Here is a 19,082-nt window from a genome sequence, read left to right as displayed (position 1 = left end):
GCGGGATATGTTGATAAAATGCGAACATATATAAATGTTCGAACAAATAAACTTTAATATGTTCGAACAAATTGCCATGCAGGGTTTACCCTGTATGTTTGCGCACCCCTGCTTCGCATGACCACAGCCAAGAACACAGACCTCGCCCGCGACCTCTCCGAAGGAATCTCCTCTGGCCGCTATGCCGTGGGCACGCTGCTGCCCACCGAATTCGAGCTGTGCGAGCAATACGGTCTGAGCCGCTATGCCGTGCGCAAGGCGCTGGATGCGCTGCAGGAGTTGGGGCTGATCTCGCGCCGCAAGAACGTAGGCACCCGTGTGGAGGCCATGCGTCCTTTGGCGGGCTTCACCCAGTCCATCGCCACCGTGGAAGAGCTGGCCCGCTTTGGCGCAGAGCACGTGCGCACGGTGCGATCCACCGGCGAGGTGGTGACCGACCTGCAATTGGCCCAAGCTCTGGATTGCCCTGGTGGCACGCGCTGGCTACACATCGCCTGCCTGCGCATGGAGGATGGCAAAAAGGCACGCCCAATCTGCTGGCTGGACCTGTACATCGACCCTGCCTATGCCGACATTGGCGAGTTGGTGCGCAACGCGCCTGAAACACTGGCCAGCACGCTGATTGAGGAGCGCTACGGCCGCCGCATTACGCGCATTCGTCAGAGCATCGAGGCGGTGCTGATTCCGCGCGAGCGCAGTGACGACCTGGGCGTAGAAGCGGGGTCGCCGGCGTTGCAGATCACGCGGCACTACCTGGACGCGGCAGACCAGGTGTTCGAAATCTCCGTCTCGCTGCACCCTGCGGACAGGTTCAAGTTCTCCATGGATCTGCACCGGTCAAAGGAGTGATCGATATGCAATCGCGCTCGATATGATGAGTTTGAGGCAACCGTCAGATGACGGCAAAGCGCCTTACAGCACCTACACGTCAATCAAAAGACTGGGCTCAAATCGCCCATTTTCGACCACACCGTTGGGCGCGTAGCCGCGCGGGTTGGCCACGACGCGCGTGGCGCCCACCTGGTAGTCGCAACTGTGGTGCACGTGGCCGTGCAGCCACAGGCGGGGCTGCCAGCGCAGGATGTGCGCTTCCAGGTTGGAGACAAAGCAGGCGTTCAGCGGTGAGCCGACAAACTGCGGCGCAATGCTGCCGGGAGAGGGCGCAAAGTGCGTGACCACTACCGTGGGGCCATCGAAGGGCTCGGCAAAGCGTGCTTCCAGCCAGGCGACGGATTGGTCAAACAGCATTTGCGAGACGGCGGGCGTAAAGCGGTCCGGGAAATCCGGGGTCAAACCGATGCGGCTGAAGTCGCGCACAAACGCCTGCGCCTTTTCCAGCCCGTCCTCGCGCTGCGCGGGCGAGTCGAACAGCCGGTAATCCGACCACAGCGTGCAGGCCAGAAAGCGCACGCCGCCATGGCGCAATTCCTCGCGTTCTAGCACGCGCACCTGGCTGCCCTGCGCCTCGGTGCGCAGGTTGGCCATGGTGCTCACCAGGTCGGAACCATAGAACTCGTGATTGCCAGCGACGTACAGCGTGGGCCGGTTGAACTGCCGTGCCCAGGCCACGCCTTGGGCGGGGCGTTGCAGATCGCCGGCCAGGACGACGAGATCAGCGTCGGTGTGCGGCATTTCCAGGGGCTGCACGGACAGGTGCAGGTCGGAGAGCAGAGCGATTTTCATGGGCGGGTTTCGCGGCAACGAGACAGGGGGCATTCTGACCCGGAGGACGAAACCGACTTGAGCACGCGGCCATTGCGGATATTCGGGGGGCTGTCACCTTTTTGGTGTGCTCGGCGTCCAATGGTCACAAGCCCCAAAAAAGCGAGCCCACCATGCAGTCATTGTCTCTAGCCCATGCTCAGCCGACCGTTTCCACCCCTTGTTCCGACGAACAGCTGGTGGCGAGCGCTCTGCAAGGAGATCAGAGTGCCTTTGAAGCCATCATGCGGCGCCATAACCGAGTGCTGTTTCGCGCAGCGCGCGGGGTTGTCTTCGACGACGCGGAGGCGCAGGACGTGGTGCAGGAAACCTACCTGCGCGCCTTCACGCGGCTGCGGGATTTTCAGGGGGATGCATCGCTGGCGACCTGGATGGCGCGCATTGCCATCAACATCGCACTGGACGTGCTGCGCAAGCGCAGCCGGTCGGTGCCGCTTGACCCCCAGGATCTGGACCACGAGCCTTCTCCGGAGCACATGATGTCCTTTAGCGCCCCCCCAGACGTATCGCCCGAATCCGTGCTGGCGCGCACCGAACTGCGCGCCCTGCTGCAGTCCGCCATCGAGGGGCTACCGCCCATCTACCGCAGTGTGTTCATCTTGCGCGCCGTGCAGGAAATGAGCGTGGACGAAGCTGCGTACTGCCTGCAGGTGACCGACGCCGTCGTCAAGACCCGCTACCTGCGCGCCCGCTCCCTGCTGCGCGATGCACTCGGCGCGCAGGTTGAGGCGCATGCCGAGAGCGTCTTTGCGTTTGCCGGCGAGCGCTGCGACCAGGTCGTGCGCTATGTGGTGGCCGAGCTGCAGCAGCGCCATCTCATTGCGCGGCGCTGAGCACAGCCAAAACACCCCCGCGACGCCATCCCGTCTGGCCGTACCGCGCGTATGGCCTGCAGCGCCGCGCCTGGCCAGAGTCACCTTATTCAAATTTGCCGGCCGTTCCAGGTGTCGGCGCAACGGTTCATCAACCCACGGAGAAAACCATGAAGAGCACTTCCATTTACGTCCCCTCGCAGGCCTTGTTTCTCTCGCGCCGACGTGCCATGTCGGCATCCGGCGCAGCCGTGCTGTCCGCAAGCGCCGTGGCTTTGCTGGGCGGGCGCGACGCGCTGGCCGCCGGTGCCAAGGTGAGCGCCCAGGAGCTGGAGGCTGATGTGCGCATCCTCAATACCGCCCTTGGCGCTGAACTGGAGGCGGTGGCGGCCTACCAGGTGGGCGCGGAAAGCGGCCTGCTGAGCAAGGCGGTGCTGCCGATAGCCGTCACGTTCCAGGGGCACCACAAGGAGCATGCGGCGGCCATTGCCAGCACGGTGCAAAAGCTCGGTGGCAAACCCGTGGCATCCAAGGAAAAATACCAGTTTCCCGTGGAAAAGCTCAAGGTGGAAGCCGACGTGCTGCGCTTCGCGGCCGGCTTGGAGCGCGGCGCCATCTCGGCCTACCTGGGCGCCGTCCCCTTGTTTGCTGACCGTACGCTGGCGCAGGTCGCCGCGAGCATCCTGGGCGACGAGGCCATGCACTGGGCCGTGCTGCGCCAGGTCCTGGGCGAGGCGCCCGTGCCTTCAGCCTTCATGTCATGAAGCCGCGCTGCCTTGTCGTGGCTCTGGGGCTGGCGGGCGGCCTGCTCGCCGCCGATGCCCGCGCGGCGCCAGACGCAGCATCGCTGGCACGCGGTGAGCAGATATACGCGCGCTGCGCCGCCTGCCACGCGATCGAGGGCAATCGCACGGGGCCCCAGCACTGCGGGCTGTTTGGGCGCCGTGCTGGCACCGCGCCCGGATACAGCGCCTATTCCAAAGCTATGCGAGAGAGTCAGTGGGTATGGGATGAGAAGTCGCTCCACGTTTTCTTGAAGGACCCCATGACAGCGTTACCTGGAACATCCATGGGCTACGCCGGCGTAAAAGACGCAGCCGAGCGGTCGGACCTGATCGCCTGGCTGAAGGTGGCTTCGCATCTCGGCGAGGCGTGCAAGCCCGCTCCTTAGTACTGTCGCGAGCACGAGGGTCGATCTGACATTCAGTTGCGCTGCTGGGATGCCGGAATCCATGGTCGATTGGAGGCAAAGATATGAAATATGCAGGTTGTTAGACACGCCGCTCGTCGGTGTGGCGTCTTGCAATACTGATCGGTGTGACCGCCACGGCTGCCGTCGCTTGCGGAGGGGCACTGTGGTCGATGACCAAGAGCCGCCCAAGAGGCGCTGACTGCACAGTGGTCGGGACGTCTTCCGATATGACACATTTGGCGACGAGGCTCGATGGACCGACGCGCTCGGACTGCACGAAGTCGTCGCGGCGGCGGTCGATCCCGTGACAGCCTTGTCCATAAGGCTCAAGGTAGATGCCGGGGCGCTTCCCGCTGACGTGCACCATCAGCACGTTGACGCCCCCCTGGATCTAACCTAAAGCGCGGATCGCGTGAGCGCGCGCACCGCGCAGCAGCCTCAGCCCGTTGCCGACCACCAGGAGGCTGGCCCCCATGTCCGCAAAAACCGCCATCCACATCGACGCATTCCCAAAGACCGCAAGCACGAGGAACACCGTCTTGATGCCCAGCGCCAGCATGATGTTCTGAAGAAGGATGCTCCGCGTGCGCTTGGAGAGCTGGATGACTTCGGGGATGCGGCGCAAATCGTCGTTCATGATGACGATATCTGCAGCCTCCATGGCCGTGTCGGTTCCTGCTGCACCCATGGCAAGGCCGATGTCGGCGCGTGCCAGCGCAGGTGCGTCATTGATGCCATCCCCCGTCATCGCCGTGGCACCGTACTGGGCCTGCATCTGCTCAATGGCCGACAGCTTGTCTTCTGGCAGCAGGTTTCCATGCGCCTGGTCGATGCCCGCCTGTTTGGCGATGGTCTCTGCCGTGGCTTGGTTGTCTCCGGTCAGCATGACCGAGGCGATTCCCAGCGCGTGTAGCTGGGCGATGGCCTCCCGTGAGCTGTCCTTGATGGTGTCGGCCACCGCAAAGATGGCAAGAACCTCCGATTGACTGGCCAGAAGGGTCACCGTGCGGCCCTGCGATTCCTGTGCCTGTAGCAGCGCCTCAATGGCGGGGCTGCAAAGACCCCGTTCCTCGATGAGCCGGTGATTCCCCAGAATCAGGGGTTGGCCTTCAAGCTGGGCTTCCACACCACGTCCGGCAAGGGCCGTGAAGCCTGCCACGATGCCCTGGCCAGCAGACAGTCCTTGCGCGATGGCCTTGGACACGGGGTGGTCAGAGTGACCGGCCAGGTCCGCCGCCCAGCCCAGAATCTGGGTTTCGGGATACGTTCTGGCCAGCACGTGCTGGGCCACCAGTTTGGGTTTTCCTTCCGTGATCGTGCCGGTCTTGTCGAGCGCAATGGCCTTGAGTTTGTGCGCGTCTTCCAGGTAAACCCCGCCCTTGATGAGGATGCCACGCCGGGCCGCAGAAGCCAGACCACTGACCACCGTCACCGGCGTTGCGATCACCAGCGCACAGGGGCAGGCGATGACCAGCAGTACCAGAGCCTTGTAGACGGCATCCACCCACGTCAGGTCCATAAAGACCGGAGTGAGCGTCGCCACAAGAACGGCCATGATGAACACAGCCGGGGTGTAAATGGCAGCAAACCGGTCCACGAACTGCTGTGTGGGGGCGCGTGAGCCCTGCGCCTGTTCCACCGAGTGAATGATGCGGGCCAAGGTGGTGTTGCTGGCCTCTGCCGTGACCATCACCTCCAGGGTGCCTGTTTCGTTGATGGTGCCAGCAAACACGGGATCTCCAGGAACCTTGTCCACCGGAATGCTCTCTCCCGTGACCGGCGCCTGGTTGACTGCGCTGGTCCCAACGGCCACCGTGCCGTCCAGCGGCATGCGCTCGCCCGGCCTGACCCGGACGATGGCGTTGACGGGAACCTGTGCAGCGGCCACCGATTTCCAGCTGCCGTCAGGCTGGCGTACTTCGGCCGTCTCGGGCGTGAGATCCAACAGGCTCTTGATGGCATTGCGTGCACGGTCTACCGCGCGGCCTTCGATCAATTCAGCAATGGCATAGAGGGCCATCACCATGGCGGCTTCTGGCCATTGGCCAATGAGAAACGCGCCGGTCACGGCCACCGTCATCAGCGCATTGATGTTCAGCCGTCCCTGCAGCAAGGCGGCAAACCCCTTGCGGTAGGTGGAAAAGCCCGCCAGCCAGATGGCCGCCGCCGCCAGGGCCATGCCAATGCCCTTGAAGGCCAGCGTGTCTGGAGAGAAGAAGGCCACGGCTTCGGCGCAGACGGCCAGGCCCAGCGCCAACCCCATACGCCCGAGTTCGTCGGTGGTGGAGGCCCGCCCAGGGGCTTCGCCCGTTGCCGCAGCGGTTGCCACGGGCTGCGGGTCGAACCCTGCCTTGCGAATGGCCGCCAAGGCTTGAGGAATCACAGCATCAGGTGCGTCAATGGTCAGCGTGCGTGCGCCGAGCTGAAACCCCAGGGCGCGCACCCCGGCAATTAGCTCCAGCGCGCGGCGGATCTCACTTTCTTCGGCTGCGCAGTCCATGGCTTCAATACGGAACATGGCTCCTTGGGGGCCACGCCCATTTGTAGTCGAAGGCGCTGCAGTTGCTATCGAATGTGGGGTACAGCAAGTATCTGAGGAGGCCGCAACCGGGCTGGCGCAGCAGGAATCAAGCTGAGTAGAGACGGGAGTGGCTGTAGCGCAGCATGGGTCCTGGGAGGTTGGTTTTTGTGCTTCGTCGCAGCAGGATTTCATAAATTTCTCTCATTGATGCCTCGATTGGAAACCTTGGAGTCGCTACAGTGTCAAGTCTCCCGAACACCCCCCGACCTCACAAATGCAGATCAAGCAACTGGCTGCCGCCACAGGCGTTGAAGCCGAAACGATCCGTTTTTACGAAAAGGAAGGCCTCTTGCCTCTACCCGCGCGGCTGGCCAATGGCTATCGCAACTACGCTCCGGCCCACCTGGAGCGGTTGTCGTTTGTGCGGCACTGCAGGGCGCTGGACATCCCGCTGGCTGACGTGAAGAGCTTATTGGGTGCATTGGATGCCCCGCAAGAGGCGTGCGCAGACGTCAACCATTTGATCGACGACCAGCTACGTCGGCTGCGCGCTCGCCTCGTCAGCATGATGGCGTTGGAAAACCAACTGCTGCAACTGCGCTCAGCATGCAGTGGAGAGCACGCAAATCTGAGTTGTGGAATTCTCAACGAGCTTGTTGCGGCCGCACATGGCGAAGCGGGTGTGTGCCATGGAGGAAAAAGCGATTGACTTTGCCTTCATCGCAAGGCGGAGACTAGATTCTTCTTAACTTTTTGCCATGAGGCGAAAGATGAATGAATTCCAGCTTCCCAACATGACCTTGTGGACACAGTGCCGGGATGGTGAACCAGACACTGCAGATCGCAGATCCCGATTACAAAATACAGGTGGACATGTCCAAGTGCATGCTCACCGTGAAGAGTGCTGAAGATCGTCAGACGATTGCAGATGCGCTCACTGAGGCTGGGCATTTGCCCTCCTGGCTACGCGTCCGTACCCTAAAGTATCTGCTTGGGCACACGTCTATCGCGGCGGACATTGACATGTACGTTTCCCCAGCGAGCCCTCGCCCTGACGTGACAATTGTCGACCGAGTGTCCCTAAGTTTGGACTATTGTGACCGCCCTCTGTATCGGAATTACTTGGGGGGTGAACCCGGTGTGGCTTCCTTGTGCGGCATAGCTTCACGCGCATTGGCTTTCTCCTGATCACGCGCTTCAGCCTTGTTGGTATCGGCGAGGCCAGTGCCTACCCCCCCCCCTGCTGTACTGCCTTCCTTGGTCCGTTTCACGCCGGTCGCAGGACGGGCCTTTTTGTATTCCTCAGGGAAAGAGAGCTTTCATAGTTACCTTGGGTTTTGAATGAGGAAAGGAGGCGATCAGTGGCCGTTGCCGGTGTGCTCAGGCACCTCATTACGGCGGCGAGAGGTTTTCGCCGTCCTGCAGCGATGCAATCAGTGGGCAGGAGACATTCCCTTTTCTCGCATGACAGGCGCATACCAGTTCAGACAGCACCGACTCCATGCGTGCCAAGTCGGCTATCTTCTCGCGCACATCCTTGAGCTTGGACTCCGCCAGTGCGCTGGCTTCTTCACAATGAGTTCCATCGTCTAGCCGCAGCAGCTCGGCTATTGCATCCAGGCTGAAGCCCAGGCGCTGAGCCGCTTTGACGAAGCGCACCCGCGTCACATCTGCCTCTCCATAGCGGCGAATGCTGCCGTGAGGCTTGTCCGGCTCAGGCAACAACCCCTTGCGCTGATAGAACCGGATGGTCTCCACATTGACCCCGGCCGCCTCGGCAAAGGCGCCGATCGTAAAACTCTCCAAATTGGCTTTCATACCCCTTGACTCCGTACATGACTACGGAAGTAAGGTTACGTGATTCAACCAATTTTGAAAGGTCAAGCGCATGTCGGAGCCAAACAACGGGCGCACAGCGCTCTTCGCCGGAGGGCTGGCGGCCATCCTTGCCTCGACTTGCTGCCTCGGACCGCTGGTTCTGATTGCCCTGGGATTCAGCGGGGCATGGATTGGCAACCTGACAGTGCTGGAGCCCTACCGCCCGATCTTCATCGGCGTAGCGCTGGTGGCGCTGTTCTTCGCCTGGCGGCGCATTTACCGCCCGGTGCAAGCCTGTAAACCGGGGGAGATCTGCGCGATTCCCCAGGTGCGAGCTGCCTACAAGCTTATTTTCTGGAGCGTGGCCGCACTGATTGTGGTCGCGCTCGGGTTCCCCTATGTCATGCCATTTTTCTATTGATCACAGGAGTTCTTCATGAAACAACTACTTGCCTCCCTGGCGCTCACCCTGGCCGTTGTCCCCGTGTGGGCCGCCACCCAGACCGTCATGCTGGCCATTCCCGGCATGACCTGCACCACCTGCCCGATCATCGTCAAAAAAGCGCTTTCCAAGATCGAAGGCGTTAGCGAAGTTGAGGTGACCTTTGAGACGCGCGACGCAGCTGTCACCTTCGATGACGCAAAGACCAGCGTGCAGAAGCTGACCAAGGCAACCGCAGAGGTGGGGTTTCCATCCAGTGTCAAGCGGTGAAGCATTGACAACTGCACTGCAGCGCATGTGATGCCGTTACCTGGCGCGCACAAGCAAAAAGGATCTGTCGCATGACCCATCTGACAATCACCGGCATGACCTGCGGTTCGTGTGCGGCACACGTCAAAAAAGCCTTGGAAGACGTGCCCGGCGTACAGTCGGCATTTGTCTCCCACCCCGAAGGCACTGCCCAACTTGTCACCCTGCCGGGCACATTGCCCGATGCTCTGACTGCCGCTGTGGCCAGACTGGGCTACAAAGCAATGCTCGCCGATGTCCCCCCCAAACACAACCACGCTGGATCGCTCGATCAGGTGCGTCAGTGGACAGGGGGCGCTGACAAGCGCCGTGGCAACGAGCGTCCGCTGCAAATAGCCGTGATCGGAAGTGGTGGAGCCGCTATGGCGGCAGCACTGAAGGCCGTCGAGCAAGGCGCGCACGTCACGCTGGTGGAGCGAGGCACCATCGGCGGAACTTGTGTGAACATTGGCTGTGTGCCGTCCAAAATCATGATCCGCGCCGCGCATATCGCGCATCTGCGCCGAGAAAGCCCGTTCGATGGGGGCATGTCACCCACACCGCCGACGATCCTGCGCGAGCGGTTGCTAGCGCAGCAGCAGGCACGTGTCGAAGAACTCCGCCATGCCAAGTACGAAGGCATCCTGGACGGCAACCCAGGCATCACGGTGTTGCACGGTGAAGCGCGTTTCAAGGACGATCGGAGCCTTGTCGTCCGTTTGAGCGAGGGGGACGAGCAGATCGTGGTGTTCGACCGCTGTTTGGTCGCGACAGGAGCCAGCCCGGCCCTACCGCCGATTCCGGGTTTGAAAGAGTCACCCTACTGGACTTCGACGGAGGCGCTCGCCAGTGCCACCGTTCCCGAACGGCTGGCTGTGATTGGCTCGTCGGTGGTGGCGCTGGAGCTGGCCCAGGCTTTTGCCCGGCTAGGCAGCAAAGTAGTGATTCTGGCGCGCAGCACCTTGTTTTTCCGGGAGGACCCGGCCATCGGAGAGGCCATGACTGCTGCTTTTCGTGCCGAAGGCATCGAGGTGCTGGAGCACAGGGAAGCCAGCCAGGTCGCGCATGTTGACGGTGAATTTGTGCTGACGACGGGGCACGGAGATATCCGCGCTGACAGGCTGCTGGTCGCAACGGGGCGGACACCGAACACGCACAGCCTCGCGCTGGACGCGGCGGGGGTCACAGTCAATGCGCAGGGGGGCATCGTCGTTGACAAGGGCATGCGCACCAGTGGCCGGAACATTTACGCGGCAGGCGATTGCACCGACCAGCCTCAATTCGTCTATGTGGCCGCAACCGCAGGCACGCGCGCGGCCATCAACATGACCGGTGGGGAAGCGGCACTCGACCTGACCGCGATGCCCGCCGTGGTGTTCACCGATCCACAAGTAGCAACCGTGGGCTACACCGAAGCAGGAGCGCGCAATGGCGGCATTGAGACCGACAGCCGGCTGTTGACGCTGGACAACGTGCCACGTGCGCTCGCCAACTTCGACACGCGTGGTTTTATCAAGCTGGTGACCGATACCACCGGGCACTTGATTGGCGTGCAGGCGGTCGCGCCGGAAGCTGGCGAACTGATCCAGACGGCGACCCTGGCAATTCGACACCGCATGACAGTGCATGACCTGGCCGACCAGTTGTTCCCCTATTTGACGATGGTCGAGGGACTCAAGCTCGCGGCGCAGACCTTTAGCAAAGACGTCAAGCAGCTTTCTTGCTGCGCAGGATGAGACACGAGCAAGTTGGTAAGAGTGCCCGAACAGTATCTCTGGCTATTGATTTGCGCCGATTGGCCAAGCAACAGCCAACGCCGAGCGATCTTTGTGTAGGGCTGTTGATTTCCGGGGAGATAGTGGGTCACTTCTGCGTGGAAATCAACACTACGTCATTTGGAGACTTTCGCAACGCCCTTGTAAGCTCAAGTTGTGCGCCCGCCTTGCTCTTAGCCTGGTCGCAGACGTTGGCACGGGCAGTGCCGGCGAACTTGCGCCCGTTCAGCCTTGCGTTGATATTTTCTATGGCGAGTGAGCCGCCACAGATCGGACGTTTGCCCATTCAAGTCACGCGTTGCCCGCCACCCGGCGAATTGAGTTACCGCTTTCAAGCACGCTGACTCGCAGCCGCGAAAGGTTGACAGGAGTCTGTCGCTGCGCGCATAAGCTGTCGTTCGGGTATTTGCTTGGCCTGCTCCACGTTCGACTGACTGGTTCCGACGATGAAGCCGCCGGTCAGCAACGTTGGAGTTCAATGAGTGGTGTTGGCGTTTGCTGCCGTTCAGGTACTGAAATGCTAATGGCTCAGATCAGCCTGAAGTAGCCCGCTGCCCCTATATGCTCCGATATATGAACCGCCAAATAGGAGCATTTATTCCGCAATTCGGAGTCGCGGGACGCTTCCCCCGCAGAGCCAACCTCAGTTGTCAAAGCTGGTCGGCCTCCATGACCCCTACGAAGTTCGAGATTTCGATGACGGGCACAGCAGCCCAGATGAAGTTCCTCCGCACTACGACTCGTGGCCAGTCGCGTCCCGTTCGTTCAAGAGCGACTGCAGTCGTAGATCACTTGCATCGAGCGATTGCACACGCCCGTTGAGCAGAACGGTTGTTGAAACACCCGCCTGAACGTTCTTGGTTATGGCGTCACGGACAGCCTGTTTGGCCAACTCTTGCAGTTGGGCGGTAGTCAGGCCGAAGGCTAACGAATGCGCTTTGTTCACATAGTGCAGCTTATGTCGTTGGTACAACGCAGTCAAGGCTATTCCAATTATTTTAGTTCTGACCCCCTGCGCAGAGACGTACACCAATAAATTATGCTATCGCTGGCATGAGACAAATAAGCCCATGGTGATATGCGCAACTAAATAATGTAGGACTGATACTCAATCAATCACAGAACCTATGAAGGATGGGAAAAGCGTTCTTTTGCTCCTCCTGTCGATTCAATTTGATTCCTAAAAACAACGAGGCTCAGCTTTCAATCAAAGAGCGTCATTGCGAAAGTGTTTCCGCTCCCAACGAGCCTGCATTTTGGAAAATGTGGAGCCCACTAGCAGAAGCAGACCGAACAGGCTCATTCCGACAGCAACAGGATTATTAAAGAACTCGGTCATCGTTATATCCGCAATCGACTGTAGAGAAAACACGTTTCAGGAGGCTCTGCTCAGCAGTTTTTGAGAGAAATGGAACATATAGCTGCTACTGCCTGGCCTTAAGGGGCCCGATATATCAACTTGCGCTTTCCCAAATGCTCTATTGGCGTGAAGGAAGCTGATTTTACCAACTCGACACCAGTTGACAGCGTGTACAGCAGAGCCGGCTCATACATATCAGGTTCTTCAGCCTCCCATAAAGCTATGAGATCTTCAAAATGCCAAAATTTTGAATCATGCATGTATCCAGGTGACATTACCCTCACGCGAACCACAATATAGCCTTGCAAAGAACCTTGCTTCACAAAGTCGAGCAATAGGTCTTCATTCGACAAAAAAATGTTCTTCATGCCTCCGCCAATGCTTTCTGTACGGTACTCAACAAAGAAGTATGGTCGTACAAAACTTAGACTAGCTATTGGGGCTCTTCGGCGGGAGACTCTAGCTAGCCCAGCAAGCACACTGCGAAAGTAAGAAATCATTGGTTAAGCAAAATTTGAACACTATAGATTGTAGCCCTATTGTGTTCAAAGTCTCCTAATCGCGGAGATGGAAGCTCATTCAAATGCGTTGAACAATATCGCCATGGCTCTGCGGGTAATCCGTCGCGCACGGGGGTACACCCAAGAGGACTTCTCCTCTGTTTCAAGTCGAACCTACATCAGCAGTCTAGAGCGAGGCACCAAAAGTCCCACGTTGGGAAAAGTGGAGCAGATCGCCACCGCTTTGAACGTCCATCCCCTGACCCTGCTCGCAATTTCATTTGCCACTTCTCCATCGCTAGATGACGTCTCGGTTGTTTTGGCCGAAGTCCAGAAAGAAGTCGCTGCGCTTGGCCTGCCTAGCGGGGGCGGTGGCTGACTGTTGATTTCCCCAAAACTAACCCGCCATTTCCATCTCGATCTGACCCACCCTGGTTCGTGAACTTCATGCTCACGTTGTGGATAAGTTCTTGGTTGTCTTCTCCTTTTTGGTGGGTCTGTGGCTGCTGTGCCGAACTGTTCTTGAACCGGTAGCTGTCGTTACCGGTTTCCAGAATATGGCAGTGATGCGTGATGCGGTCCAGCAGCGCCGTGGTCATCTTGGTATCTCCGAACACATTGGCCCACTCACTGAAGCTCAGGTTGGTGGTTATCACGACGCTCGTGCACTCGTACAGCTTGGGACAGCAGGTGGAACAGCAAAGCTCCTCCTCACGTACGGAACGGCAGGTAGCCTTCGTGATTGACGTGTTGCCCGCCGTATCGTGGGCTGGCGGGTAAGCAGTTCAATGCGCACGGACTTCGTGCTCGATGCACTGGAGCAAGCCCTTTACATCTGGCAGCCTGAGCGCGATGGAAGCTTGATTTGCCACAGTGACCGCGGGTCGCAATGCGCCAGCATTCGGTACTCTGAAAGACTGGCTGAAGCGAGCATAGAGACTTCCGTGTGCAGCAAGGGCGCCAGCTATGACAACGCCTTGGCCAAGACCATCAACGGTCTCTACAAGGCCGAGTTAATCCATCACCGCGCGCCATGGAAAACAAAGGAAGCCGTGGAGTTCGCCACGCTCGAATGGGGGTCATAGTTTAACCACCATCGCCTGCTCGAACCCATAGGGTACGTCCCACCGGCAGAAGCTGAGGCAAACCACTACCGGTAACTCGCCAGTCAGGCCACTGCGGAAGTGGGCTGACTTAAACCAAACAGCCTCCGAGAATCCCGGAACGATTCACCTCGAACTGCATTACTGGCGCTATTGCTTCTAGAGCACTCTCAAAGATGCCTTTGTCGTCCATTTTTTTGAATGTCCACGTTACGTGGACATAATTAATATGCGAACAACATAAGAATGCAACCATTTTCCAGCCGGGGTATTGAGTTGAAGCGGCAGAAATTGGTTCGTCTCCGGCCACAACGTACGACGCCAGCCAGCGCTGGCTAACTGGACGTAGCTCCATACTCCTCGATAAACTGAGCCAGCGCTTGGGCCGTTGGCTCTCCCCACAACTGTTTGGCGTACCAAGGCGCAAAAATGCCACGGACTGCAGCGCTATCAAGCCCCTTGTCCAGCTTTAACGTCTTGTTGGCGTTCTGTGACTTGAACGCCTCGAATAGAGCCTTGCGCTCGCTATCGTCAAGTTCTTTGTAGACCCCAAGGGCCTCAATAGCCCTGGCGGCAAGAAATCGCTCCATCACACTGCGACCGCTCGCCTTGCTAGACGAGGGGGCAGCCTTGGGTGATGCCAGTGCAGGTACAGGAGTCGGGTTACGCACCAAGTCCTGGAGCGTCCAGCGGAAGTAGCCTGCTGGGGTCTCCAGCGGGGTCATTCCCTTCGACTCTGCGCGTGCCTCCACCCGAGAAATGGCCGTGCGCAGGAGGTCGTCACTGTGTTGCGCGACCAAGTCGCTGGCGTCCGCTTGGCTGAAACCGAATTTCATCACCCTCGTCATGAGTTCCGTGTCGATGATGGGCGGCGCCGGGAATTCAAGCTGGGCTTGCTTCGTCTGCTCGACCTTGAACTGCAGCTTCTCGACGCGCCGGCCGTTCTTGTGCTCAATCAGTTCGATGTTGATGTCAGTGAGCGCGTTGATTTCAGCGATGGCGGGCCTCAGGGTGTCCCGCTTGAAGTACTTGTAGACGGGCGGTGTCGACTCAGATATAGGATTGCCTGTGATCACACCGTACCAGTGCTCATAAGTCTGGATGAAAGTCACCTTGGATGGATTAGTCGCGTAACGACGGCAGATTTCATACAAAGCAAGGGCAGACCCTGACTTGAGCGAGCTTTGGTACACGATCGAAAGCCGTGTGTAAGTGCTAGGCGCCATCACCTGCTCGTGCACCTCAGGAGGAAAAGCGAATCCAAACCACACCTGCCCTGCATGCTTGTTCAGCCCAGCGGGATTAACCAAGGTGACCGAAGAGACCAGTCGCTCACTCGTCCACTGTCGCTCGTTCTCCATGAGCAGCTTAATGTTCTGCATTTCCTCAAGCTGCTTCTTCAGGTACTGCACATCCTTGCTGTCGTAGGCCGCATCCCGGGCAAGGTCAGAAAGCGGAATCCAGAAGTACTTCTTGGCTGCAGCGGTGTTGATCGGTGCATTGAGCCCAGGAACCTTCATCTCCTGGGCGTGGTACATCATCACATTGAATACCTTACGAGAGAGCAGCGAGAGATTGCCTTCTACGACCCGCAATCCAATAGCCTCATTGGTCTTGCGAAACTCCCTCACATCGCTGGCGTCGATCGTGATGACCTCCCCAGGTTTCGCCTTGCTCTTCCTCGCCATCGGCATCGACCTTTCCTGACCGGTGCTTGGTGCGCGCTGCCATGCGACCGGATCTATCGGTGAAATTTTGGCGCGATTCTCTCACCTTTCGATGGAAGCGTCGAGGGTTCACCTTTGTATCGGTTTGTGGCCTCATCACCTTTTCGTAGGTGATGAGGCAAGCCTACGCTGGGCTGCAGACCGCTCATTCGGCCGACCCGATCATTAGGTGGAAGCTAGCTCGCCAAGAAAACGTTCATGAGCTCTAGGCGAGTTCAAGGAGCTACCGTGTCGCCCGCTCCCCGTAGAAGCTCACCTTTGCGCACTTTGCCCCTGAATCCACTCACTTATGGTCCCTGTTAATTCTCACCATAGATGTTGCCTGTCCCCGGGGGCACTCACCTCTCTCCCCGTATTGGCTCACCTTGGTCCCCGAATCCACTCACCTCACTAGGCGGAAAACCGCGTGGGGCTTAGGTTTTGCGATGTTTAAATTGTATTTAAGGTTTCCAAGGATGTTCAATACAAAGAATCCTCAATAGCGTGGATGCCTAACGAGTGAATTCCAATGCAAAACAGCCAGTTCACCAGAGTCCAGAAGGAATTCGACCATGCCCAATTGCCCATCAGTAGAGCATCACTCCCTTGCTCCCTGTAAAAGCTCACCAGACGAGGTCAAATCGAAAACGACTCCTGCCCCTCTCCCCAGCCACAATCAGAATCGCCTAGATTCATCAGGCCCCCCCGTAAAGGCTCACCTATACCCAATCTTTACAGGAAGCCGTGCGGGCTACGCATAGTGGAACCTCATCCGCGCTGGTCCCTGATGAGACTCACTTTTGTGTGCAAGATAGCTTTTAGATACTCTTCCCTGTGTGTGAGTGCACACATTCTAGATGCTGGAATCTCATTAGGGCGCCATTTCTAGTCCCTGTGGAGTCTCACCTTTGAGCCTTTACATGCCCTTTGGCTCGATGAAGTAGGCATCCATATGGCGCTTTTTGGGAGTTTCGGGGTGATGATCCGCCGAATGCAGACTGCAAACATTTCGCTCCGGTTTCCGGGCCTGGCTTTAGCCCCCGTAAAAGCTCACCTTAATACATATCGGGGTGTTCGAATGCTTCCCCCGGTCCTTCGCGCTGACGATTGCGACGGGTCCCTGAAAAGGCTCACCTTTTGAGGATTGGCAAGCGCAGGTCGCTCTGGCACTGCACTCCGGCGGTGGAGACGGATTGGTAGGCCGACTGCTGAAACAACGGTGGAGCGGCACTCCCCGTAAAGACTCACCTTAGAAAGAAGAAGGGACCGATACGGGCTATCAAAGGTCTCGGTTTAAGGCGGGAAGGACAGTCACCCCCTTTTCGCGTCCCTAAAGAGTCTCCAGTCCGTTCTATGGGCCCTTGGTCCTCTTCGGGAGCATTGTTCGCTCCCTGTAGAGGCTCACCTTTTGGCCGACATCTTGATCAGTCAAACAGACCGAAACGGCTTCTGAGTTCGGCAACGAGTGCTGCCCTCTCCTTTGGATCGGCAAGCACGACCTCAAGTGAGACCTTTCCTGAGTCCCATTCTTTGAGGAATCCGATCTGTTGGCCAGTGTGTTGGATCTTGTATTGGCGCGATGTTTCTTTAGGCTTGCGTTTATCGCCAGTATCGAGTTTTGCGCGTATGGCGCCGACCTCACGCGACGACAGATCTTCTTCGATGATGCGATTTACCAATGCAAGCACTTCTATCTCGCTCACCTTCTTGGCAGCAAGCGTGATCTCATACCCAACGAATACGCCAAACTTCTCTGGCCGATCGCGCATTCGGTCGAGCACAGCAGTCGGAAGGCTCAGCAACGCAATGGTCTTGTTCACCGTCGAGAGCGACACTCCCAAGAGCTCAGCGATTTGCAACTCAGTTTGCACTAAGCCTTTATCAAGCAATTTTCTCCACGCGAATGCATTGTCTAAGGGACTTTGCGCGCTACGCTCCTCATTGAGCACCCAACTCACGCGATAGAGCTCGAGATCACCTTCGTGTGGGCGAATCACCAGGTCGATGCTGTGTTGACCAGCTGCAGCGAGCGCCTTCTTTCGATAGTGGCCATCGATCAGCAAGTAGTCACCTGGTATGGTCGGATGCGCGATCGCAGACGCTGGAACGAGTTGACCACGAGTTGCAATTGACGCCGCCAGCTCCTTGACGATGTCAGGGTCATAGATGTGACGGGCATTCAGTGGGTTTTCGTGCACTCTATCAAGAGGAGCTGCCACAATTCGCTGCTGCGCTGGACCAGTATTTTCAGCGCTGAAAGTCCGACCAGCCTGTGCCTCATCGAGGACGACTTGGGGGGGGGGCACACCTCCAAGGCCACCTGGACGCTCGGAAAGCACGGCATCTGCCGCTGCAAACCGCGCATTTACATCCCGCTTTTCAGCCGAAAGGGACGCTCGCATTGCAGCTTTGCGGTCGACTTTGGAAATCATCTTTTGTCCTTAATTTTTGCGCGAAGGAAGGTGCAAAAGGTGAAGCACTTCCTCTGCCATCAACTCCACCTCTTCCATTGCAACTGTGGCGCGTGGCACTTGATGAACGGTTGACCCCAGAATCTGGGCTTCTCTAAACGCCGCTCGCGAACCTAGGGACGTTTTTAGAAGAGGAAATTCTTTATCTTCCTCCAATAATTCAATTAGCTCTTTGGCTAGTGAAGTCGAGCGCTGGACCATGTTAGCAACGACTCGTGCGACGAGCTCTTCGTTGTTGGCCTGTGCTGCCTCCGCCAATTTTTTGGCAGACTCCGCCGCCCAGATATCCGCCGGACTCGGGACCAGCGGTATGAGAGCCAAGTCAGAGATCAACATGGCCGACGTGGGGGCTGCAGAATTCATTGCCGGTGGGCAATCTACAAAAATCACATCAAATTTATCTATGTGATTTTTTACTTCTCTGTGCATCTTTCCTTCCATAGGAGCAAGACTAATCACAGAAGCTGGAAATGGCCGCTCTTCGGGGGCGGCACTTGCCCAGCGGCTTGCAGTCCCCTGCGGGTCCATATCTACGACAAGTGATGAATATCCGCGAAGCCCGAATGATCCAGCGAGGCTCATCGCAATGGTTGTTTTTCCACACCCGCCCTTTTGGTTAAACACGGTGACCACTTTTGCTGTCATTGCCTGCTCCTGATAGGTTGGCAGACTTTCAGCGCTGAAAGTCTTGCCGGATTCTCCGCGAAGGGGATTGTATCAAACTCAGATGAAATTCAATAACAAATTAATGAAAATGCTGTTTATTTTATCGCACATGCGTTTTTGCAAAACGACTTCTGTGTTGCTTTGATCGTTGCTATGGCTTGACTTTCAGCGCTGAAAGTTGAGTCAGGGGTGGTTGTTGATCGGCCTTTTGGTGTTGTGTTGCCTGGTGCGCGCTATGTTTGGGCGGCGATGTTTTGGTGCGATTGGTTGCGGGGCTTTTGGTGCTGAGGGTTGAAGGTTGGACCCCGTGGGGGAGTGCGTGATCGGTGGGGTGTCGCGGTTTTGTTGGTGCGTAAAATTTATTGTTCGTGCATTGTATTTTTGTAAATTTTCTAATTTGTGTTTTTTATTGAGTGCGGGTGCGAGGGTGAACTTTCAGCGCTGAAAGTTCTGGGCGGTGTGGTTATGCGGCTATGTTCAATGCAGAGCTGGCTTTTTTGAAATGTTGTTTGGATAACGTCGAAATTGAGAGCTTGCGGTGGTTTAAGGGAAGAGCATCATTGGGGCAAAGCCCCGGCGCTCGAGACATCCACGATCGTCTGTAACTCAGGTCATCATGTGCATTGAACTGACCGAGGAACCAGATTGCATCGACCCAAGGAGGGTACGAGCACGCTTAGTGATGCGTTGGGCCCAGACCCCGTGG

Annotated in this window: 17 protein-coding genes and 2 pseudogenes; 10 read left to right on the top strand and 9 right to left on the bottom strand. The window is 57.9% G+C overall.

Annotated elements, in window-relative coordinates; genetic code table 11:
• The first annotated feature begins 117 nt into the window (after positions 1-117).
• Positions 118-849 (top strand): GntR family transcriptional regulator, encoded by a 732-nt coding sequence (locus P7644_RS20070; RefSeq protein WP_008905571.1) that lies wholly within the window; start codon positions 118-120, stop codon positions 847-849.
• Positions 850-921: 72 nt separating this feature from the next.
• Here the strand turns inward: P7644_RS20070 and P7644_RS20065 are convergent, their stop codons facing one another.
• Positions 922-1,683 carry a metallophosphoesterase family protein gene (locus tag P7644_RS20065; RefSeq protein ID WP_404303397.1) on the bottom strand — a complete coding sequence of 254 codons (762 nt, stop codon included), beginning with the start codon at positions 1,681-1,683 and terminating at the stop codon, positions 922-924.
• A gap of 152 nt (positions 1,684-1,835) precedes the next feature.
• Between P7644_RS20065 and P7644_RS20060 the strand changes: the two genes are divergently transcribed.
• The 3 genes from P7644_RS20060 to P7644_RS20050 all read left to right on the top strand — a co-directional run bounded on the left by P7644_RS20060 (position 1,836) and on the right by P7644_RS20050 (position 3,705).
• Positions 1,836-2,555: an RNA polymerase sigma factor gene (locus P7644_RS20060; RefSeq protein WP_034694706.1), complete on the top strand. Its 720-nt coding sequence runs from the start codon at positions 1,836-1,838 to the stop codon at positions 2,553-2,555.
• A gap of 149 nt (positions 2,556-2,704) precedes the next feature.
• A complete protein-coding gene (locus P7644_RS20055; RefSeq protein ID WP_008905574.1) occupies positions 2,705-3,298 on the top strand; it encodes a ferritin-like domain-containing protein in 594 nt (197 codons plus the stop codon).
• Positions 3,295-3,705: a cytochrome c family protein gene (locus P7644_RS20050; protein ID WP_008905575.1), complete on the top strand. Its 411-nt coding sequence runs from the start codon at positions 3,295-3,297 to the stop codon at positions 3,703-3,705. The genes P7644_RS20055 and P7644_RS20050 overlap by 4 nt, the downstream gene beginning before the upstream one ends.
• A 412-nt stretch (positions 3,706-4,117) precedes the next feature.
• On the opposite strand, the gene P7644_RS20045 is transcribed toward P7644_RS20050, so the two are convergent.
• Entirely contained in the window at positions 4,118-6,439 is a 2,322-nt protein-coding gene (locus P7644_RS20045; RefSeq protein WP_404303396.1) for a heavy metal translocating P-type ATPase, read from the bottom strand.
• Positions 6,440-6,521: 82 nt separating this feature from the next.
• Between P7644_RS20045 and P7644_RS20040 the strand changes: the two genes are divergently transcribed.
• On the top strand, positions 6,522-6,956 hold the full coding sequence (locus tag P7644_RS20040) for a Cd(II)/Pb(II)-responsive transcriptional regulator (RefSeq protein WP_008905578.1): 435 nt from the start codon (positions 6,522-6,524) through the stop codon (positions 6,954-6,956).
• A 683-nt stretch (positions 6,957-7,639) separates the two neighbouring features.
• Here the strand turns inward: P7644_RS20040 and merR are convergent.
• Positions 7,640-8,065 carry an Hg(II)-responsive transcriptional regulator gene (merR, locus tag P7644_RS20035; protein WP_008905580.1) on the bottom strand — a complete coding sequence of 142 codons (426 nt, stop codon included), beginning with the start codon at positions 8,063-8,065 and terminating at the stop codon, positions 7,640-7,642.
• A 70-nt stretch (positions 8,066-8,135) separates the two neighbouring features.
• Here merR and merT point away from each other — a divergent pair, with 70 nt between their 5' ends.
• The 3 genes from merT to merA all read left to right on the top strand — a co-directional run bounded on the left by merT (position 8,136) and on the right by merA (position 10,531).
• Positions 8,136-8,486 (top strand): mercuric ion transporter MerT, encoded by a 351-nt coding sequence (gene merT, locus P7644_RS20030; protein ID WP_008905581.1) that lies wholly within the window; start codon positions 8,136-8,138, stop codon positions 8,484-8,486.
• 15 nt (positions 8,487-8,501) lie between these two features.
• Complete coding sequence (gene merP, locus P7644_RS20025) at positions 8,502-8,777, top strand: mercury resistance system periplasmic binding protein MerP (RefSeq protein ID WP_404303395.1); 276 nt, start codon at positions 8,502-8,504, stop codon at positions 8,775-8,777.
• A 71-nt stretch (positions 8,778-8,848) separates the two neighbouring features.
• The gene (gene merA / locus P7644_RS20020; RefSeq protein ID WP_008905583.1) at positions 8,849-10,531 is read left to right on the top strand and encodes a mercury(II) reductase; all 1,683 of its coding nucleotides are present in this window, start codon (positions 8,849-8,851) and stop codon (positions 10,529-10,531) included.
• Positions 10,532-10,658: 127 nt separating this feature from the next.
• Here merA and P7644_RS20015 read toward each other — a convergent pair whose 3' ends face one another.
• Together P7644_RS20015 and P7644_RS20010 are read right to left on the bottom strand one after the other, a co-directional pair.
• Positions 10,659-10,856: a poly-gamma-glutamate hydrolase family protein gene (locus P7644_RS20015; protein ID WP_404303394.1), complete on the bottom strand. Its 198-nt coding sequence runs from the start codon at positions 10,854-10,856 to the stop codon at positions 10,659-10,661.
• Positions 10,857-12,007: 1,151 nt separating this feature from the next.
• Positions 12,008-12,298 (bottom strand): hypothetical protein, encoded by a 291-nt coding sequence (locus tag P7644_RS20010; RefSeq protein WP_404303393.1) that lies wholly within the window; start codon positions 12,296-12,298, stop codon positions 12,008-12,010.
• Between the two features lie 199 nt (positions 12,299-12,497).
• On the opposite strand from P7644_RS20010, the gene P7644_RS20005 reads away from it, so the two are divergent.
• Positions 12,498-12,809, top strand: coding sequence for a helix-turn-helix domain-containing protein (locus P7644_RS20005; protein ID WP_108497338.1), 312 nt, complete (start codon positions 12,498-12,500; stop codon positions 12,807-12,809).
• Between the two features lie 72 nt (positions 12,810-12,881).
• Here P7644_RS20005 and P7644_RS20000 read toward each other — a convergent pair.
• A pseudogene (locus P7644_RS20000) lies at positions 12,882-13,165 on the bottom strand (ATP-binding protein); the annotation flags it as partial.
• On the opposite strand from P7644_RS20000, the pseudogene P7644_RS19995 reads away from it, so the two are divergent.
• Positions 13,160-13,590 (top strand): annotated as a pseudogene (locus tag P7644_RS19995) (DDE-type integrase/transposase/recombinase); the annotation flags it as partial. The pseudogenes P7644_RS20000 and P7644_RS19995 sit on opposite strands and share 6 nt — an antisense overlap.
• A gap of 278 nt (positions 13,591-13,868) precedes the next feature.
• On the opposite strand, the gene P7644_RS19990 reads toward P7644_RS19995, so the two are convergent.
• The 3 genes from P7644_RS19990 to parA all read right to left on the bottom strand — a co-directional run bounded on the left by P7644_RS19990 (position 13,869) and on the right by parA (position 18,355).
• A complete protein-coding gene (locus P7644_RS19990; RefSeq protein WP_108627294.1) occupies positions 13,869-15,227 on the bottom strand; it encodes a replication initiation protein in 1,359 nt (452 codons plus the stop codon).
• Positions 15,228-16,663: 1,436 nt separating this feature from the next.
• Positions 16,664-17,671, bottom strand: a complete 1,008-nt coding sequence (locus P7644_RS19985; protein WP_108497336.1) for a ParB/RepB/Spo0J family partition protein — start codon at positions 17,669-17,671, stop codon at positions 16,664-16,666.
• A 9-nt stretch (positions 17,672-17,680) separates the two neighbouring features.
• A complete protein-coding gene (parA, locus tag P7644_RS19980; protein WP_108497340.1) occupies positions 17,681-18,355 on the bottom strand; it encodes a ParA family partition ATPase in 675 nt (224 codons plus the stop codon).
• Between the last annotated feature and the right edge of the window lie 727 nt (positions 18,356-19,082).

This window comes from Alicycliphilus denitrificans, from assembly GCF_044792555.1.
Classification (GTDB): Bacteria; Pseudomonadota; Gammaproteobacteria; order Burkholderiales; family Burkholderiaceae_C; genus Alicycliphilus; species Alicycliphilus denitrificans_A.
This window is presented reverse-complemented; position numbering and strand designations above follow the sequence as displayed.

Coding starts and splice junctions, on each gene's coding strand:
- merP (WP_404303395.1), top strand. CDS start 8,502: ATGAAACAACTACTTGCCTCCCTGGCGCTCACCCTGGCCGTTGTCCCC.
- P7644_RS20005 (WP_108497338.1), top strand. CDS start 12,498: ATGGAAGCTCATTCAAATGCGTTGAACAATATCGCCATGGCTCTGCGG.
- P7644_RS19990 (WP_108627294.1), bottom strand. CDS start 15,227: ATGCCGATGGCGAGGAAGAGCAAGGCGAAACCTGGGGAGGTCATCACG.
- merR (WP_008905580.1), bottom strand. CDS start 8,065: ATGAAAGCCAATTTGGAGAGTTTTACGATCGGCGCCTTTGCCGAGGCG.
- P7644_RS20015 (WP_404303394.1), bottom strand. CDS start 10,856: ATGGGCAAACGTCCGATCTGTGGCGGCTCACTCGCCATAGAAAATATC.
- P7644_RS20065 (WP_404303397.1), bottom strand. CDS start 1,683: ATGAAAATCGCTCTGCTCTCCGACCTGCACCTGTCCGTGCAGCCCCTG.
- P7644_RS20055 (WP_008905574.1), top strand. CDS start 2,705: ATGAAGAGCACTTCCATTTACGTCCCCTCGCAGGCCTTGTTTCTCTCG.
- P7644_RS19985 (WP_108497336.1), bottom strand. CDS start 17,671: ATGATTTCCAAAGTCGACCGCAAAGCTGCAATGCGAGCGTCCCTTTCG.
- merT (WP_008905581.1), top strand. CDS start 8,136: ATGTCGGAGCCAAACAACGGGCGCACAGCGCTCTTCGCCGGAGGGCTG.
- P7644_RS20070 (WP_008905571.1), top strand. CDS start 118: ATGACCACAGCCAAGAACACAGACCTCGCCCGCGACCTCTCCGAAGGA.
- P7644_RS20045 (WP_404303396.1), bottom strand. CDS start 6,439: ATGAAATCCTGCTGCGACGAAGCACAAAAACCAACCTCCCAGGACCCA.
- P7644_RS20010 (WP_404303393.1), bottom strand. CDS start 12,298: ATGAAGAACATTTTTTTGTCGAATGAAGACCTATTGCTCGACTTTGTG.
- parA (WP_108497340.1), bottom strand. CDS start 18,355: ATGACAGCAAAAGTGGTCACCGTGTTTAACCAAAAGGGCGGGTGTGGA.
- P7644_RS20040 (WP_008905578.1), top strand. CDS start 6,522: ATGCAGATCAAGCAACTGGCTGCCGCCACAGGCGTTGAAGCCGAAACG.
- merA (WP_008905583.1), top strand. CDS start 8,849: ATGACCCATCTGACAATCACCGGCATGACCTGCGGTTCGTGTGCGGCA.
- P7644_RS20060 (WP_034694706.1), top strand. CDS start 1,836: ATGCAGTCATTGTCTCTAGCCCATGCTCAGCCGACCGTTTCCACCCCT.
- P7644_RS20050 (WP_008905575.1), top strand. CDS start 3,295: ATGAAGCCGCGCTGCCTTGTCGTGGCTCTGGGGCTGGCGGGCGGCCTG.